The sequence below is a fragment of the Algibacter sp. genome, assembly GCF_029245835.1.
Taxonomy (GTDB): domain Bacteria; phylum Bacteroidota; class Bacteroidia; order Flavobacteriales; family Flavobacteriaceae; genus Algibacter_B.
The window spans coordinates 1-18,122 of record NZ_JAQWOO010000075.1 but is presented as its reverse complement, the minus strand read 5'-3'; the positions used below and the strand labels follow the sequence as shown (position 1 = coordinate 18,122).

Sequence of the window (18,122 nt, the reverse complement as noted above, 5' to 3'; positions counted from 1 at the left end):
AGTTTATCACGATGTGCTTTAAAGTGAGCGATACAAGAAGCTTCACTATCAAAATTTGCTGTAAAACTGAAGATATTCATATGGTGGAATTTTTAGCTAATTTATGAATAAATTTTTAATTGTGATGTATTACGGATATTCATTTTTTACTTATACAGACCCTAATATATCTTTTAAAAATTATAATGAATTTTTCATAACACGAGATCTAAGCTATGCAGAGTTTTTTCAATATTTTAAATATTTAGTAATTTGCGGTATTACTTCTTATATAATAATATTAAAAAAAAACTATAGTTATATTCCTTGGCTATTATTGTTTTTAATTCTTTTTCTAGATGATGCTTTTCAACTTCATGAAAGCTTAGCTATATTGTTTATCGATTTTTTTAATTTAGAACCAGCTTTAGGGTTAAGACAACAAGATATTGGAGAATTAGCTTACTCAGCATTTGTTGGATCAATATTACTATTTACAATAGTAGTATCATATATCACAAGTCATGTAATATTCAAAAAAACAAATTTAGATATCTCACTTTTATTTAGTGTTTTTTTATTTTTCGGAATAGTCGTTGATATGGCACATTCGTTAGTTAATAAAATTCCATTACTAGACTATACAATAGGTTTAATTGAAGATGGTGGAGAAATGATAGTTTTAAGTTTATTAACTTGGTATTTTTCACATATAGTATTTAGACCAAATGAATCAGATACTTTTTTATATGAATTTTTATACAAGAAAAAATCCTCATTTTAGACATTTAAAAAATTTCCAAACTCCCCTTACCTTCTCTTACTACTACGGGTTCATCCTCAGATAAATCAATGACTGTAGAGGGTTCATTATCCCCATAACCACCATCAATTACTAAATCTACCAAATTACCCCACTTTTCTAGAATCAATTCGGGGTCTGTGGTATATTCTAAAACTTCATCTTCATCATAAATAGAGGTTGATATAATTGGGTTTCCTAGTTGCTTTACAATATCTATGGCTATATTATTATCAGGCACTCTAATACCAACAGTCTTTCTTTTTTTAAATGGATTTGGTAATGATTTTGAACCCGGTAGGATAAATGTATAGGGCCCAGGTAAAGCCCTTTTTAATATTTTAAAAACAGATGTATCAATTTGTTTCACGTAATCACTCAAATTACTCAAATCGCTACAAACAAAAGAAAAGTTAGCCTTTTCTAACTTAATCCCTTTAATTCTTGCTACTTTTTCTAAGGCTTTTAGGTTTGTAATATCGCATCCTAAACCATAAACGGTATCTGTTGGATAAATAATAAGTCCACCTTTTTTTAAGACTCTAACCACCTTGCTAATTTCTTTGGCATTTGGGTTTTCCTCATATATTCTTAAAAATTCAGCCATGGTTTTCTAACTTATAATGTATTTATCCAATTACCTCTAACTTAGCAAAACGTAGTAATAATTTTTTAACACCTCCATGTTGAAAATTAATTTCTGCTTTAATATCGGCCCCCGTTCCTTCAATTTTCATAACTTCTCCAGTGCCAAAACGAATGTGTTTTACAAAATTACCAACAACAAGATTGCTATCAAACAAATTGGTTTTTCCGTTAGTTTTTGCTACAGGCTTTAAGTTTTTTGGTGTTGATACTTGAAACTTTTCCGCTTCCTTTTTAGCTGTATTTCCTTTTTTAAATACGGGCTTTTTTGCTGGTTTATATCTAATTTTATTAGGCTCCACATCACCAAAAATTTCTGCAGAGAGCATCGGATTAAAACGGCGCTCTTCAATAGGTGTCACAATGTCTAAATATTGCTCGTCAATTTCTTCAATAAAACGGCTAGGTTCAGAATCAATCAATTTTCCCCAGCGGTACCTTGATAAGGCATAAGTTAAATAGGCTTGCTTTTCAGCACGGGTTAACGCCACATAAAATAAACGGCGCTCCTCCTCTAGTTCGCTTCGTGTATTCATACTCATTGCACTAGGGAATAAATCCTCTTCCAGTCCAACTATAAAAACAGTAGGGAATTCTAGTCCTTTAGCTAAATGTATCGTCATTAAAGCGACATGGTCACTATCACCTTTGTCGGCATCTAAATCGGTGGCTAAAGCTACATCTTCTAAAAATTCTGCTAAATTACCTGTGGTATCAGCAATTTCTTTTTGACCTTCAACAAAGTCTTTCATACCGTTTAAAAGCTCTTCAATATTTTCCATTTTAGCCACACCTTCTGGTGTACCATCTTTATTGAATTCTTTTATTAAACCTGTGGTTCTGGTAACATGTTCTGCCAATTCAAAAACATCAGCAGTTTGATTTAACACTTGAAAACTCTCTATAAGCGTTACAAAATTTTGAAGTTTGTTTCTAGTCCCGGAATTAATCTTAACATCGGTTTTATCAATATTTTTCATCACCTCAAAAATGGTGCGATCATAACCATTTGCAGACACAATCAATTTATCGACTGTAGTTTGTCCGATGCCTCGAGGTGGAAAATTAATTATTCGCTTAAGTGCTTCCTCATCTGCAGGATTAATAATTAAGCGCAAATAAGACAACACATCTTTAATTTCTTTGCGTTGATAAAACGATAAACCACCATAAATTCTATAAGGAATATCTCGCTTTCGCAAAGCATCTTCAATGGAACGGGATTGCGCATTGGTTCTATAAAGAATTGCAAAATCACTATTCATTAATTGATCTTGCATTTTGTTTTCCCATATGGTACTGGCTACATAACGCCCTTCATCTCCATCCGTTAACGAACGGTTTACTTTTATTTTTGCACCTTCATCATTAGCTGTCCAAACTATTTTATCCAGCTTAGTTTGATTTTTATCAATAATGGAATTTGCTGCGTTTACAATATTTTTTGTAGAACGGTAATTTTGTTCTAATCGAAAGACTTTCACATCATCATAATCTTTCTGAAAATTCAAAATATTATTAATATTAGCGCCACGGAAGGCGTATATACTCTGCGCATCATCACCTACTACACATATATTTTGAAACTTATCAGATAACGATCTAACAATTAAATACTGAGAATGATTGGTATCTTGATACTCATCAACCAAAATATATCTAAATCGGTTTTGGTATTTCATTAATACCTCAGGAAAACGTGTTAATAACTCATTGGTTTTTAATAACAAATCATCAAAATCCATGGCGCCAGCCTTAAAACAGCGCTCAACATATACTTTATAAATATCGCCCATTCGCGGACGACGAGCCATAGCATCGGCTTCTTTTAATTCTGGGTTTTGAAAATATGCGCGTACCGTAATCAAACTATTTTTGTACGATGAAATTCTTGAGCGCACCTGTTTATATTTATAAATATCCTTATCAAGATTCATTTCTTTAATAATTGAGGCTATCAACCTATCAGAATCTTGTGTATCATAAATAGTAAAATTACTTGGATACCCTAGTTTATCAGCTTCACTTCTTAAAATTCTTGCAAAAACGGAGTGAAAGGTTCCCATCCACAAATTCTTTGCTTCGCTTACTCCAACAATGGTTGCAATACGCTCTTTCATTTCTCGAGCCGCCTTATTTGTAAACGTTAGCGATAAGATATTAAAAGGGTCAACCCCTTTACTCATCATGTATGCAATACGATATGTTAACACACGTGTTTTACCAGAACCTGCGCCAGCAATAACAATCATAGGGCCATCAATTTGAACTGTAGGCTCTAATTGTGCTTCGTTTAACTGGCTTAAATACTTTTCCAAATCATCTTCAATTTTATCCCGTGAAAATAACCATTGTTCTGCTTTTTTTATCTCTGAATTATTAATAATTATAAACAATTAGAAGATATTAACGCATTCATGAATTTTGAATATATTTAGACTCTATAAAAAAATACTATGAATGTAATACTAGATTTTTTTTTAAACATAGCTTGGTGGGGATGGATTTTAATTTCCTTAGCCTTAGTAGCTATCCGCGATATTTTTTTCCAAAAGACGCATACTATTAGTCACAACTACCCTATAGTTGGTCATTTACGCTATTGGCTAGAAAGTATTGGTCCAGAAATGCGTCAATATTTTGTTGCAAATAACAGAGAAGAATTGCCTTTTAATCGCATAGAACGTGGTTGGATTTATGCATCGGCAAAAAAAGAAAACAATTACGAAGGTTTCGGAACAGATAGAGATATTTATGAGCATCAACATGTGTTTATAAATAATGCCATGATGCCTTATAAATTACCCGAAAATCATCCGAATAAAATGGACAAAACATTTTTACCCTGTGCCAAAGTAATGGGTGAATTTAGCAAACGAAAAAGACCATTTCGTCCAGCATCAATCATTAATGTATCTGCTATGAGTTTTGGTTCACTATCAGCAAAAGCCGTAGAATCCTTAAATAAAGGGGTTAAAATTGCGGGCGCCTATCATAATACAGGCGAAGGTGGGCTGTCACCATACCATAGTTATGGAGGCGATGTGGTATTTCACTTCGGAACCGGCTACTTTGGTGTTCGTGCCGATGATGGCGGATTTTCGATGGAAAAAATGGTAAAACTTGTTAAGGATAATCCCTTTATTCGTGCCATTGAAATAAAACTTTCTCAAGGTGCCAAACCAGGAAAAGGTGGCGTTTTACCCGGTGCAAAAATAACTAAAGAAATAGCCGTAATTAGAGGTGTTGAAGTTGGTAAAGATGTGCTATCACCTCCAAACCATAAAGCGTTTTCTAACGTGCCCGAAATGGTAGATTTTATTGAAAAAATAGCTGAAGCAACGGGATTACCCGTGGGTATAAAAGCAGCAATTGGCAAGCTCGACCAATGGGAAGAACTAGCCAAAATTATGAATGAAACAGGTAAAGGTCCAGATTTTATTACTGTAGATGGCGGCGAAGGCGGTACAGGCGCAGCGCCACCAAGTTTTGCAGACCATGTGTCTCTGCCTTGGGTGTATGGTTTTAGCGATTTATATAAACTTTTTAAACAGTACTACTTAGCAGAACGCGTTGTATTTATAGCTAGTGGGAAACTAGGTTTTCCAGCAAAGGCAGCCATGGCATTTGCTATGGGCGCAGATTGTATAAATGTGGCTAGAGAAGCGATGATGAGTATTGGCTGTATTCAAGCACAAGTTTGTCATACCAACCGTTGTCCTAGTGGTGTTGCAACACAAAGCAAATGGTTGCAAAAGGGCATAGATCCCACTTTAAAATCCGTAAGATTAGCACAATATTTCAAAACCTTCAGGAAAGAGCTGATTGAAATATCACATGCCTCAGGTTACGAGCATCCCTGCCAGTTTAAAATGAGCGATGTAGAAATTAATGTAGACTATCATAACCTCTCAAAAGCACTAGAGAGCACATATAGGTACAAAAAAACACCTGTTCCCTTTTCTGGTATGCAAACCTTAAAAGACTGTATACATCTAGGTGGCTCTAAGTAAGTTTTAGCACTACCATTAGCAAATAATTTTTGTACAATAAACACAAACCGCTTATGTTTGTATTAAAACTACCTTCTTATGGAAATTAGCCGAATCTTTGATATTTTTTTATTTGCAGTGCCTTCTTTAATTACAGGAATTATTGCCTACTACTTTTTTAAAGAACACATTAAAAACGAAGATGGTCGCAGACGCTTTTTGTTAAAAAAAGATATGCAAATAAATGCGATGCCATTACGCCTTCAAGCTTATGAACGTATAGCGCTTTTTTTAGAGCGCATTTCGCCTTCAAAATTACTAATTAGAATACCACCAATATCCTCTAATAAAGATGACTACGAAGCTTTACTTACCCAAAGTATTGAACAAGAATATGAGCATAATTTATCGCAGCAGATATATATTAGCGATAAGTGTTGGAATATAGCAACAACCGCAAAAAATGCTACAATTCAATTGATTAGAAAAGCCAGTATGCTTGAAAAAACAGATACAGCAAATAAGTTAAGAGAAGTTGTTTTAACTGAAATGATGGAACGCCGCTCTCCTAGTGATGCTGCACTCTCTTTTATTAAAGAAGAAGTTTCAGAATTATGGTAAACTATCCATACGTAACTCATTAGAACGGGCATGTTCACATTTTCCTTTTGCATAATAGTACCCTTGTTGCCACCAAGATGTCATTAATTTTTTATTAAAAACTAAAGAGTTTTCAGTAAGTTTTGAAGGTGTATAATATAAGTTCAGCTTTACATCTTTGTTTTTCGCTGCTAACTTACCTATTAAAATATCACTACGTTCCACCTGATCCAATAAATGTCCAAACAAGTTTAACATTAAAGAAAAAGGATTCTTACCAAGCACTTTATTATAAGCCATACTTTCAGATTCTAAAATAATAGCGTCAATCTCTGTGGCTCCTCGTAAAATAGCTTCACGAATAGGAACAACACAACCAAAAGCACCATCTGCATATTCAAACCCATCCTTTTTAACTAAGGACATAAACGGAATGTAATTACAAGAAATCCAAATCCAATCACAAAACTCATCATAACTAAAGTCTTTTATGGACTTATATTCCACTTTATTTTTAGACAAATTAGAAACTGTTACCACAACATCATCTTTGGTTTCTCTAATATTTAAATATTCTTCATAAGTGAAGTGCTTTTTCAGGTAACGTCGCAATGCCTTACTTTCACCAAACGTTCTTTTCATTTTAATAAACTGCCATAAAGAATTTAAAAAATCAATAGAAACAAATTCTCTATTTCCCTTTTTACGAACTACAAAGGGATTGACACTAAATATATTACTCTGATTAACATTAGTAAATACGCTGTGAATTTTATCAATTTCTCCAGCAGCCAAGTGAGGAATTAACAAACTGCCAGTAGATGTTCCTAAAAACAAATCATATTCCCTACCTTCTTCTTTAATTAAATACTCGGCAACACCGCCTGCATAGGCGCCTTTACTACCTCCCCCAGAAATTACTAATGCTCTCATATTAACTTTCTAATTGACTAATCTGTTCGTTTTTCAATTTAGCAAAATTATACCCACTTTTCCACCATTCATTCATTTTTTCTTTATCAAAAATTAATGAATTGGTTGTTAAAACTGTTGGTGCATAATAAAAATTAATAATGGCATTATTATGAGAAGCAACAAATTTTCCAATTTTAATATTTTGTGATTCAATACGGGCTAGCATAAAACGGAACATATTTGTTAATAATGAGAAAGGGTTTTTAGAGGGCATTCTATTCAATTGATTAACTTCAGTTTGTAAAATAATAGCATCTACCTCTGTTGCTCCACGACTGATAGCCTCTTCTATAGGCACCATATTTCCCATACCGCCATCAGCATATTCACAGCCATTTTTTTTAACTAAAGTCATAAAAGGTGTGTAGTTACAAGATATCCAAATCCAATCACAAAATTCGTCGTAATCAAAATCCTTTACCGACTTATACTCTACTTTATTTAGCTATAAATTTGAAACTGTTACAACGACATCTAGAGCTGATTCCTTTAATTTAAAAAAATCAGCTTCTGAAATTGTTTTTTTTAATTAAGTGTTTTAAATTTTGGCTTTCGCCAAATGTTTTACTTCCTCTAAATATATTTATCAAAACATTTATATGGTTAATGCCTATATTTTTAGTACCATGTTTTCGTTTAATAGTAAAGGGGCACACATTAAAAATACTATCATTAGTAACATTCGTATAAACGTATTTAATTTTTTCGATTTTATTTAATGCAAGATGCGAAACCAATAAACTCCCGGTTGATGTTCCAATAAACAACTGATATTTTCGTTTCAAATCTTCAATAAGATGCTGGGCAACACCACCTGCAAATGCGCCTTTACTTCCACCACCAGAAATAACTAATGCTCTCAATCTAAAATTTTTATTAATAAATATAATTAAACAATTAACGAACTCCCGAAAATCACAAAACAATCAAATTGCGTTTTTGCTTTATATCCCCATTATTAGGCGTTTTAAAGAAAATGCCGACATATTATGCTTTCCAATAGTGATGCTTTAAAAAGAATATATATTTTAGTATCAGCTATTAACGTAATTTCCTTTTTATGAGAAAAAAACTTTTTCTTATCGTTCTGTCATTGTCTATTCTCAGTTTTTCTGTTTTTGCTTTAAATAATTTAGAAAATCCAAAATCAGCAACAAAAAGCTTACTATTTACTAAGTTAATTAAAAAAAATAAACTTCCACCGTCCGCAAGTATTTCAGGTTCTACAACAGTTTGTAGAAATGATATAGCTCCACAAATAACCTTTACAGGCTCAGGAGGTACTGAACCATATACCTTTATATATACGATAAATGCTGGTCCCGATTTAACAGTAACAACAACTACTGGAAACTCAGTTACTGTTGATGCAGACACAAATACAGTTGGTTCTTTTGTGTATCAACTAGTATCGGTTACAGATAGCACAAGCGATACTTCAAGTGAAAGCGGAAACGCAACTGTTGTTGTTAGTGAGCCTGTAGTAGATTTCTCTTTTAATAATAATGGAGCTTGTGCTGGAACATTAGTCAATTTTACTCCAAACGTTACTGGTAATGGTCCATTTACTTATAATTGGACGTTTTCTGATGATGGTAGTACGAGTACAAGCAACAGCCCATCACATATATTCACATCTACGGGTTGCGGAACAGAAAATGTAAATGTAACACTCACAGTAACAGATATTAATGGATGCACTAACTCAATAACAAAACCTGTTTCTGTGCTAGAAAAACCACTCCTTGCATTTATAGATAATGTCAGTAGATTTGATCCTTTTAATAATTGTGGAAATAATACAACGGACCCATCTTACACAATTGAGGTAGGGATTGATAATGTATCAACCTGTGTTTCTTCTTATAATATAGATTGGGGCGATGGAAGTGCTATTGAAACAAATGCTAGTTTCCCAGCAACTCACACATATACACAATTAGGCTCATTCAATATGAGGATTACTGGTTTTGGAACAAATTGTGATAATACCGTTACATATTTAATAAAAAACTCAAGTAATCCAACAGGATCTATAGTTAATCCGGGTAATACCGTAAATCTTTGTATTCCTGTACCCGCTATAGAATTCGCCATCGGATCTTGGGCTACTAATCCCCCTGATACGAGTTATATTGTAGATTATGGTGATGGAACATCAGAAAATTATACACAAGCCGATCTTGAAGCATCACCTTTTTTTAATGTCGCAGACCCCATAAATTCTCAAAATTTCCCTATTCCTCATACATATACTGAAACGAGTTGCCCAAATTCATATACCGTTTTTTTAACGATTATTACCTCATGCGGGCAAACTAATTTAACAGCAGGACCAATAATTATATTAAGAAAACCAGAAGTTGATTTTGAAGACCCACCTACCAGTTGTGTTAATACATTAGTGCCATTTGAAAATACATCCTTAGATGGATACACTAATGATTGTAATATTAATGACGGTTATTTTTGGGATTTTGGAGACGGCGCAACTTCAACAGCACGCAATCCTAGTCATGCCTATACCGCCCCAGGAACTTACACGGTGTCTTTATATGCCGAAAACTCCTGTGGTGTTACTAATACCGTAACAAATACAATTTGTATTGAGCCACAACTAACAGCAGCATTCACATTAGATAACTACAATGGATGTTCTCCATTAGCAGTTAAAACTACCAACACTACTGATTTAAGTGACAGCTGTGGTGGCGAAACCTATTTATGGGAAGTGACTTATAGCTCTGGATTTTGCGGAACTGCACCTGAACAATGGGATTTTACGAATGGAACCGATGAGAATTCAGCAGCTCCAGAAATAGATTTTATTACCGCAGGAACTTATACCCTAACCTTAACGACAACAAATTCTTGTGGCACAAGTGTTTTTTCAGATACTATTGAAGTCAAACAACCTTCAAGGAATACAATCAATTCAATTAATGATTCTTGTGGCTCTGCTTCTATAAATCCTATAGCTAATATTGATGTTTGTGCTCCAAGCTCTGAAACGATAACATATAGTTGGAGCTTCCCTGGAGGTACACCTGCTACAGCAAATACCTTAAACCCAGGAACAATTACATATGTAACACCAGGAGACTATCAAGTATCTTTTAGCGTAACTAATAGTTGCGGCACAACAACAGATACAGAAGATTTTACTGTTAATCCTATTCCATCAATTACAAACACAAACTTAATACAAACTATCTGCTCTGGAACAGATTCAGCTGAAGTTACACTAACATCAGATATAACAAATACAACATTTAACTGGACAGCTTCAGCGCCAACTGGTATAACTGGTTTTATAGCATCAGGAAACACAAATACGATTCCAGTACAAACTATTTTTAACTCAAATACAACCTCACAAGACGTTACTTTTATTATCACACCGTCAGTAGGAAGTTGTGATGGAAGTCCCATAAATTTTGTTATTACAGTTGATCCTGCTCCTGCCTTCATCAGTCAACCTGCATCAGAAAGTGTGTGTTTAAATGCCACTCTAACACCTCTATCTGTGTCTGTTAATGGTCCTGGAACACCAACTTATCAATGGTATAGTAATACCATAAATTCAAATTCTGGAGGCTCTATTGTCACTGGAGAAACATCATCCACTTATTCCCCGCCAAACACCACTATTGGTGTTGTCTATTACTATGCTGTTGTGTCTTTTCCTTCAGGTGCGGGATGTAATGAAATAACGTCTCAAGTTGCTACAATAGAAATTGTTAGTGGTATTCAAATAGACATTAATCCAACAGCAACCCAAAGTATATGTGTTGGTGGCGCTATTACATCACCGTTATCTGTTACACATTCTGGTGGTACTGGAACAATCACCTATCAATGGTATAGTAATACAACAAATTCTAACACTGGTGGGTCGCTTATTACTGGAGCAACAAATTCAAGTTACACACCTCCTACTTTCAACACTTCAGGAAATTATTATTTCTATGTTATTATTGCTCTAAACGGAAGTGGCTGTAGTGATATCACTAGTGAAGTTGCAGAAATTATTGTAGTTGATGATCCTTTAATAACAACTCAACCTATTTCATCCCAAACGATTTGTCAAGGTATTACTCCACAGGATTTAGAAGTCAATGTTTCTGGTGGTTTAGGGACAACATACACCTATCAATGGTATCGTAATACAACCAATTCAAATTCAGGAGGAACGCTTATTGTTGGAGCAACTAATGCCATTTTTACACCACCTACAACTACGGTTGGCACTACGTATTATTATACTGTTGTCTCACAACCAGGAATTGACTGCAACGTTATTAGTAATACCTCTGAAGTTATTGTAAATCCAGCACCAAATTTTACAACACAACCCCTATCAGACACCTATTGTTTAGGTGATGCTTTAAATCCGCTTTCTGTCGCATTTGATAATGGCGTTGGAGCACCTACCTACCAGTGGTATTCTAATACTATAAATGATTCAACCACAGGAACTTCACTTACAGGAGAAACCACTGCGCTTTTCAACCCACCTTCCGGTAGTGTTGGTACTATATATTATTATGTGATATTAACTTTTTCCTCTGGCGGATGTACTGAGATCACATCTAATGTTGCAGAAATCACAATAAATCAAACCCCTAGCATAAGTGATAAATCTGATATTATTTGTAGTGGAAATGCCTTCACTATAACACCAGATAATACAGGGGGAGATGTCCTTTCTGTGGGAACAACATATACCTGGACTACTCCAACAATCAATCCTGTAGGAACTATTACTGGCGCTTCAAATGAAAATGCACCACAAAACATTATCAGTCAAACTTTAACGAATAATACCATCACCCCTTCAACAGTAACCTATACTGTGACACCTACATCTGGAATATGTGTTGGTAATATTTTTGAAGTTGTGATTACCGTAAATCCATCAATCAGTATTACCACCAATCAAACGAATAGCAATTGTTATTCTGCAAATGCTGGAGCCTTAGATATTTCTATATTTGGAGGTGTACCTTTTTCAACAGGAAACCCATATCAAGTTTCATGGGCTAGTCCGAATGGTTTCACTAGTAATAATGAAGATATTTCAAATTTAGAACCAGGGGATTACACCGTTAATATTTTAGATGATGGTGGTTGTCCATTTACTGAAACATTTACTATTACAGAACCCGAAGCACTTATTTTTTCTAATATTGATTTTAATCCTGAAACCATATCTTGTTTTAATGCGAATGATGGCTCTATAGGTATTGAAGTTTCTGGAGGAACAATGCCATACACTTACAATTGGACAAGAAACGGAATAGCTTATGCTATGACAGAAGATATCAATAATTTGAGTCCTGGTAATTATGAAATCACAGTAACCGATGCGAATAACTGCCCATCTATTATTCAAAGTTTTTCTATAGTTGAACCACCTGAACTTGATGTAAGTTTAGTTAACCAATTGGATGTGATATGCTTTGGAGATGCAACAGGCGAAATTAACATCAATACTGTTGGCGGAAGACCTATTGAAATAACTCCTGGTGTTTTTGATTATACCTATTTATGGACAGGTCCAAATGGATTTACAAGTAATCTTCAAAATTTAACAGGATTAGTAGCAGGAACATACAACGTTACTGTAACGGATAAATCAAACTGCACAGATACTTTAGAAGTGATTATAGATGAAACAGATGAAATTATTATTGATTATACAGCCACAGCCATTGAATGTTATAATGATAACAACGCATCAATTACTATCAATAATATTTCTGGAGGCAATGCACCATATACCATTTCTTGGAGTAATTTAGGTTCTGGTACTACGCAAACTAATTTATCATCTGGAGATTATACCATAACTGTTACTGATAATACAAATTGCGAGAAATCCACTACCATAACGATAATTGAACCGCCAATTTTTACTATAAACCCTGTAGTAAATAATGTATCCTGCTTTGGAGAAAGTGATGGTCGTATTATTTTAAATTTAGTAGGTGGTATAGATCCCGTTACTTTAGCTTGGGATGATGACCCTTCTGCAGGTGTTGAACGAAATAACATAGGCCCAGGAACTTATACAGTAACTATAACAGATGGCAAACCATGTGTTATATCTGAGACCTTTATAATTACAGAACCTGATGGGTTATCACTTTCTGCAAATACAACCGATGCCTTAGATTGTGATGACGCTAATAGTGGTGCGATAAATTTAATTGCCACTGGTGGCACGCTTCCGTTTAGTTACGTATGGTCTAACGGAGAAACCACCGAAGATTTAAGCAATATTCCTCCCGGAAATTATTCAGTAGAAGTAACAGATGCTAATAATTGCAGAGTCTCTGGAGATTGGGTAATAAATAGGTTTGACGTATTAGAAGTCAATGTTAACACCATAACCGATTATGATTGTGATACAAAAACTGTAAACCAATCTTTTGTAGCTCAAGTAACTGGTGGTGTTCCGCCATACAACATCAATTGGTCTAGCGGAACGGTTAGTGGTACAAATGGTGAAATAATGAATACCTCTCAAGATGGTTTAGTTATAATTGATATCAATGATAGTTTTGGATGTACCACAAGTTTTTCATACAATGTTGAAATCCCTATTTTAGGCGATGCGGATTTGTCTGTAACTTCAAGTGCCTTTAGTACTTTCGGGTTTTATTCTATTGAAGACCCCATTCAATTTACAAATACATCAACGGGAGATTATATTGCTGTGTCTTGGGATTTTGGTGATGGTAATTTTTCTTCCGAAGAAAACCCCACACACACTTATATAAATGAAGGTACATATTCTATAATTCAAACAGTAACTTATCCCTTTGGATGTGTTTATACCAAGCAAATAACCTTAGTTATTGAAAAGGGATACAGCCTAATAATGCCCAATGCATTTACACCAAACGGTGATGCGATGAATGCTTATTTTGTACCTGAATCTATTGCGCTTAATGCTATTGAATTTAATATTTACGACACTTGGGGCAGTTTAATTTATTCCGAACGCGGAGATAATATAAAGGGATGGAATGGAAAAATAAATGATGCAGAAGCCGAAAACGGAAATTATTATTACACCCTTTCAGCAAAAACATTTTATGGCAAAACCATTACCAAAAAAGGCGCATTTGTATCCATTAAATAAGTAAGTAACACCATGAAAATAAGACTATATATAATTATAATTTTGTGCTGCTTATCGCTTAAAGTACAAGCGCAAGACCCTGTTTTTTCTCAATATTTTTTAGTTCCTGAAACTTTAAACCCTGGTTTTTCTGGTTTTGAAGATGCCTCCTATTTTGGTATAATGCACAGAACACAATGGCCAAGTTTAGATTTAAGAGTCGATACCGAATATGTATTTTTTAACTCGTGGATAGAAAATGTTGGTGGCATTGGGTTTAGTATTATCAACCAGCATGAAAACAACACGAAATACAATCACCTTCAAGGGAATGTTAATTTTGCTTATCATGTTAAATTAGCTAATGAATGGTTTTTTAGACCAGCCATTGAAGTTGGTTTTGGAACAAAATCCTTCAACTTTAGAAACCTGTTGTTATCCGATCAAATTAACATTAATTCTGGAGCCATAAACCCAACATCATCTGATCCTTTTGCAATAAATGCTAACCGAAATATAAGTTTTGTTGATTTTAGCGCTGGTTTTGTTTTCGATAAAAAAAACACTAGTAACGATACCGATTTGTGGTTAGGTGCTTCAATAAAACACCTAAATAAACCTAATATTTCTTTTGTTGAAAACGGCAATGTGCCTTTGGATATTTTTTATTCCTTACATGCTAGCTATAAGTTTCCGTACTTTGATTATAACGATATGCTTATTTCGGCGAATTACATGCAACAAGGCGAATATAACAGACTAGACATTAGCTCTTTAATAAAACTAGACAAACTCATGTTAGGCGCTACGGCTGTTACTAATCCAGCCAAAAACAATGCAAATAGCCATTTATTAACTTCAATTAATGCCTTTGTGGGTCTAGAATTGGAACAACTGCGTTTTGGGTTTTCTTATGATATAAACACCACAGATATTGGCAGAACAGATGGTGTTTACGAACTTTCAGTAACCTACTTAGCAGGCTGTTTAATTTGTAGAAATCCAACAAATTTGGAACGTAGAAAGTAAATGAGAATTCGTCTTTGCGAGGAGGCAACGACGCGGCAATATTTTAAAATTTACCGAAAACTAATTAAACAGATGCTTTCACTGCGTTCAGAATGACGGTACATTTTGCTTATTGTTTAGATTTAAGCAGCTCCTTCGCAAATTTCGAAAACCGCCAATTGTGGTGTTTGGTTGCTTGTTCAAGATTTCCTTTACAGACCTCACCACAAGCTTGAATTTGATTTAAATATTGAAATGCATTTTGCCGAACTTCAAAACCATATTCAGGACTTGTATAATTAGTTAACTCTTGATAATACTCACGTATTTTTTTATCTTCAAAATCGGGTGAAATTATATTTAATGCTAACCATAACATTCTAATATTCTTATTACTAAACCCCTGAATATTTTTAGTTTTATCGAAATATTTTTGGCGCTCTTGCGGAAAATTTTTCCATAAATTGAATAATGCGACCTCAATAGTTATATATGATTTATCATCTAAAAGCGATTCGTATTCTATTTTTAATTCTAATGGAATTTTGTATAAGTTTTGAGCTACTGCTTGACGGATTTTGATATCTTTTGAATTTAGTGCTTTTCTAATAATACTATCGTGCACCAAACTAATTGCATCTTTAGAAAATAAGTGTGATTTAATTTCATAACTAGTAGCTTGCTCCCAATATCTATTGAAACTATAGTCTAACGAGTGAGAGGACAACATAAATTCTTGATCTAATTCCAATAGTTCCGATATGTCTTTAGAATTCTTCTTCAATGTATTAATACAATCTTCGTAAAGATATTTTTCGTCCTCTAGCCACACTTCTACAAATTCACTTAAATCCAGTCCACTAGCCTTTTCAACTTCGCTAATAAAATTATCAGTCTCCACATTTTTATATTGATATTTCTCTAAATAGTTTTTTACGGCTTTTTTAAAAGCATTATTTCCTACTCTTTCTCTAAGCATATAGAGCACCCACGCGCCTTTTTTATAAAACGTGATGCTACTAGATTTTGGGTCTAGCAATGAAGTATTTCCACCTGCTTTCTCTTGTTCTAATAGTTCTTGAGCATATTCATACAAACGCCAATAGTAATAAGCATCTCCAAAAATGTTGCGTTCAGCCAATAAAGCATAATAGGTTGCAAAACCTTCTTGTAGCCAATGGTGTGTTCCAGATGTTTCAGTAACCAAATCTCCAAACCATTGGTGTGCTAACTCGTGTGCGTTAACATTTACATAGTTTTTATCTACAAACGCTATAGAATCTATAACAAAACTATCCGCAAAAATGGTGGCACTTGTATTCTCCATACCAGCGTACAAAAAATCTTTTACAGGCACTTGCTTATAATTTTGCCAAGGAAATGGCACGCCTATTTCGTCTTCAAGAAAATCAAACATTTGTTTGGTATGGCGATAGGTTGGCTCGAATTTCATCGAATCTTCTGGATAATAATACATCTCCAATGGAATACCACTTTTAGAATATTCTACTTTTTTATCAAATTTACCAATAGCTAAGGCCACTAGGTAACTAGACATGGGTTTTTGCATGTCATATTCCCATAAATTGTATAGTGGCGTTTCTCTTTTAGATACCATTTTACCGTTAGAAATTACCTGATAGCCTTTGGGAGCTGCAAACGATAAATCAAACTCAATTTTATCATTCATATCGTCAATAGATGGCATCCAGTGGCTTGTGTATTTACCTTGACCTTGAGTCCAGACCTGTCCTGAGCTTGTTGAAGAATCTTCCCAACCCACAAAATACATGGCTTTTTTTGGTGCTGCAAAAAAGAGGAAATTAAGTTTGTAAGATCTTGAAGCTTCAAATTCGTTATAAATGATAAGTTTTTTACCGTCATTTTTATAGCTTATCGATGCTTCATTTAATGCCACATTCATAAATTTCATATCGACAGCATCCAAATAAACAGAATCTGTTTCCTTTAAAATATCAAATTTTATTTCATAGGAATTGAAAACAGTACTGTCAACCTTCATTTGATTGAAAAACAATACCGATTTCACTTCTTTAAAGTCGACGTAATCTGTTTGTTGTGCCAATAGAAAATTTACACAAAAACATAAAATAAAAAAGATTCTATTCATGATTTTAAAGATATCAAAGATTGACCCAAAATCACAAAAAACGTACTAAAAACTATGAAACTCAATTAAATTAGCTTCATAATATTGATCGCCTAGTTTTGATAACAGATTTCTAATCACATGACTATCGCCATCAATGGCAAGCGCAGAATATCCCGTATCATTTAATTTACCTAAACGCAAATCTTTAATATTAATGTGCTTAGAGGCCAACGCAGAAAGCAATATGAGTAAAACTCCAGGTGCATTATGGTGTTTCGTTAAAATAACCTTATCACTTAATGCTAAGTTTAAATTAACGCCGTCTACCTCAAGTAAATACACACCTTCCCTATAATAATTAGGTAAAATAGCATTTTCTTGATAGGTTAACTCTTTAAAAAGTCCAGTATCCGTACCGTTGATAAAATCGATAGCACTTTCTACTTTTCCATTTTTGTTGTCTATAGATAAAAATGCCACCGCGGTACCATCATTATTCGATTTTAAACGTGCTGTTTCCACATTAATGCCTTCAGAAGCCAATGTGTTAAATAATGAAGAAATTACTCCAGGTTCATCTAAATGTTCGGAAAACAAACCATTTACTATTCTTTGGCTATTTTTAGGAATTTCGTTGGTTACTGTAATTGATTTGCCCCATTTACGAATTCTAACAGCATTATAATCGCCCATTCCAGTAGCGCTTCTATAAATATCTACAAATTCAGAAAAGGTACCTCCAAAAGAAAAATCTGGAATTATACGTCTTTGATTTGCATCTAATCGTTGATTTAATAACTCGATTCCTTTATTTAAAACCGTGTATTTTACTTTTAAATCGTGGTCATCATAAATAGTACGATTCTCTGGAATTAACTT

The 18,122-nt window shown here is 34.0% G+C and carries 10 protein-coding genes and 1 pseudogene; 5 read left to right on the top strand and 6 right to left on the bottom strand.

Annotated features, from left to right (window positions below):
• Positions 1-103 precede the first annotated feature (103 nt).
• Entirely contained in the window at positions 104-763 is a 660-nt protein-coding gene (locus P8K68_RS12325) for a hypothetical protein (RefSeq protein ID WP_300251409.1), read from the top strand.
• Positions 764-767: 4 nt separating this feature from the next.
• On the opposite strand, the gene P8K68_RS12320 is transcribed toward P8K68_RS12325, so the two are convergent.
• Complete coding sequence (locus P8K68_RS12320; RefSeq protein WP_300251407.1) at positions 768-1,388, bottom strand: L-threonylcarbamoyladenylate synthase; 621 nt, start codon at positions 1,386-1,388, stop codon at positions 768-770.
• A 22-nt stretch (positions 1,389-1,410) separates the two neighbouring features.
• Complete coding sequence (locus tag P8K68_RS12315) at positions 1,411-3,744, bottom strand: UvrD-helicase domain-containing protein (protein WP_300251411.1); 2,334 nt, start codon at positions 3,742-3,744, stop codon at positions 1,411-1,413.
• Positions 3,745-3,882: 138 nt separating this feature from the next.
• On the opposite strand from P8K68_RS12315, the gene P8K68_RS12310 reads away from it, so the two are divergent.
• Both P8K68_RS12310 and P8K68_RS12305 read left to right on the top strand, forming a co-directional pair.
• Positions 3,883-5,439, top strand: a complete 1,557-nt coding sequence (locus P8K68_RS12310) for an FMN-binding glutamate synthase family protein (RefSeq protein ID WP_300251404.1) — start codon at positions 3,883-3,885, stop codon at positions 5,437-5,439.
• 78 nt (positions 5,440-5,517) lie between these two features.
• Positions 5,518-6,039 carry a hypothetical protein gene (locus P8K68_RS12305; protein WP_300251403.1) on the top strand — a complete coding sequence of 174 codons (522 nt, stop codon included), beginning with the start codon at positions 5,518-5,520 and terminating at the stop codon, positions 6,037-6,039.
• Here the strand turns inward: P8K68_RS12305 and P8K68_RS12300 are convergent.
• Both P8K68_RS12300 and P8K68_RS12295 read right to left on the bottom strand, forming a co-directional pair.
• On the bottom strand, positions 6,031-6,951 hold the full coding sequence (locus tag P8K68_RS12300) for a patatin-like phospholipase family protein (RefSeq protein ID WP_300251401.1): 921 nt from the start codon (positions 6,949-6,951) through the stop codon (positions 6,031-6,033). The genes P8K68_RS12305 and P8K68_RS12300 overlap by 9 nt on opposite strands.
• Position 6,952: 1 nt before the next feature.
• Positions 6,953-7,856 (bottom strand): annotated as a pseudogene (locus tag P8K68_RS12295) (patatin-like phospholipase family protein).
• 197 nt (positions 7,857-8,053) lie between these two features.
• Between P8K68_RS12295 and P8K68_RS12290 the strand changes: the two are divergent.
• Both P8K68_RS12290 and P8K68_RS12285 read left to right on the top strand, forming a co-directional pair.
• Complete coding sequence (locus tag P8K68_RS12290; protein WP_300251398.1) at positions 8,054-14,143, top strand: PKD domain-containing protein; 6,090 nt, start codon at positions 8,054-8,056, stop codon at positions 14,141-14,143.
• Between the two features lie 12 nt (positions 14,144-14,155).
• A complete protein-coding gene (locus P8K68_RS12285; RefSeq protein ID WP_300251395.1) occupies positions 14,156-15,151 on the top strand; it encodes a PorP/SprF family type IX secretion system membrane protein in 996 nt (331 codons plus the stop codon).
• 109 nt (positions 15,152-15,260) lie between these two features.
• On the opposite strand, the gene P8K68_RS12280 is transcribed toward P8K68_RS12285, so the two are convergent.
• Positions 15,261-17,261 carry a M1 family metallopeptidase gene (locus tag P8K68_RS12280; protein ID WP_300251392.1) on the bottom strand — a complete coding sequence of 667 codons (2,001 nt, stop codon included), beginning with the start codon at positions 17,259-17,261 and terminating at the stop codon, positions 15,261-15,263.
• Positions 17,262-17,306: 45 nt separating this feature from the next.
• The coding region (locus tag P8K68_RS12275; protein ID WP_300251391.1) for a hypothetical protein at positions 17,307-18,122 on the bottom strand (816 nt) is incomplete at its 5' end.

Coding starts and splice junctions, on each gene's coding strand:
- P8K68_RS12285 (WP_300251395.1), top strand. CDS start 14,156: ATGAAAATAAGACTATATATAATTATAATTTTGTGCTGCTTATCGCTT.
- P8K68_RS12305 (WP_300251403.1), top strand. CDS start 5,518: ATGGAAATTAGCCGAATCTTTGATATTTTTTTATTTGCAGTGCCTTCT.
- P8K68_RS12300 (WP_300251401.1), bottom strand. CDS start 6,951: ATGAGAGCATTAGTAATTTCTGGGGGAGGTAGTAAAGGCGCCTATGCA.
- P8K68_RS12325 (WP_300251409.1), top strand. CDS start 104: ATGAATAAATTTTTAATTGTGATGTATTACGGATATTCATTTTTTACT.
- P8K68_RS12280 (WP_300251392.1), bottom strand. CDS start 17,261: ATGAATAGAATCTTTTTTATTTTATGTTTTTGTGTAAATTTTCTATTG.
- P8K68_RS12290 (WP_300251398.1), top strand. CDS start 8,054: ATGAGAAAAAAACTTTTTCTTATCGTTCTGTCATTGTCTATTCTCAGT.
- P8K68_RS12320 (WP_300251407.1), bottom strand. CDS start 1,388: ATGGCTGAATTTTTAAGAATATATGAGGAAAACCCAAATGCCAAAGAA.
- P8K68_RS12310 (WP_300251404.1), top strand. CDS start 3,883: ATGAATGTAATACTAGATTTTTTTTTAAACATAGCTTGGTGGGGATGG.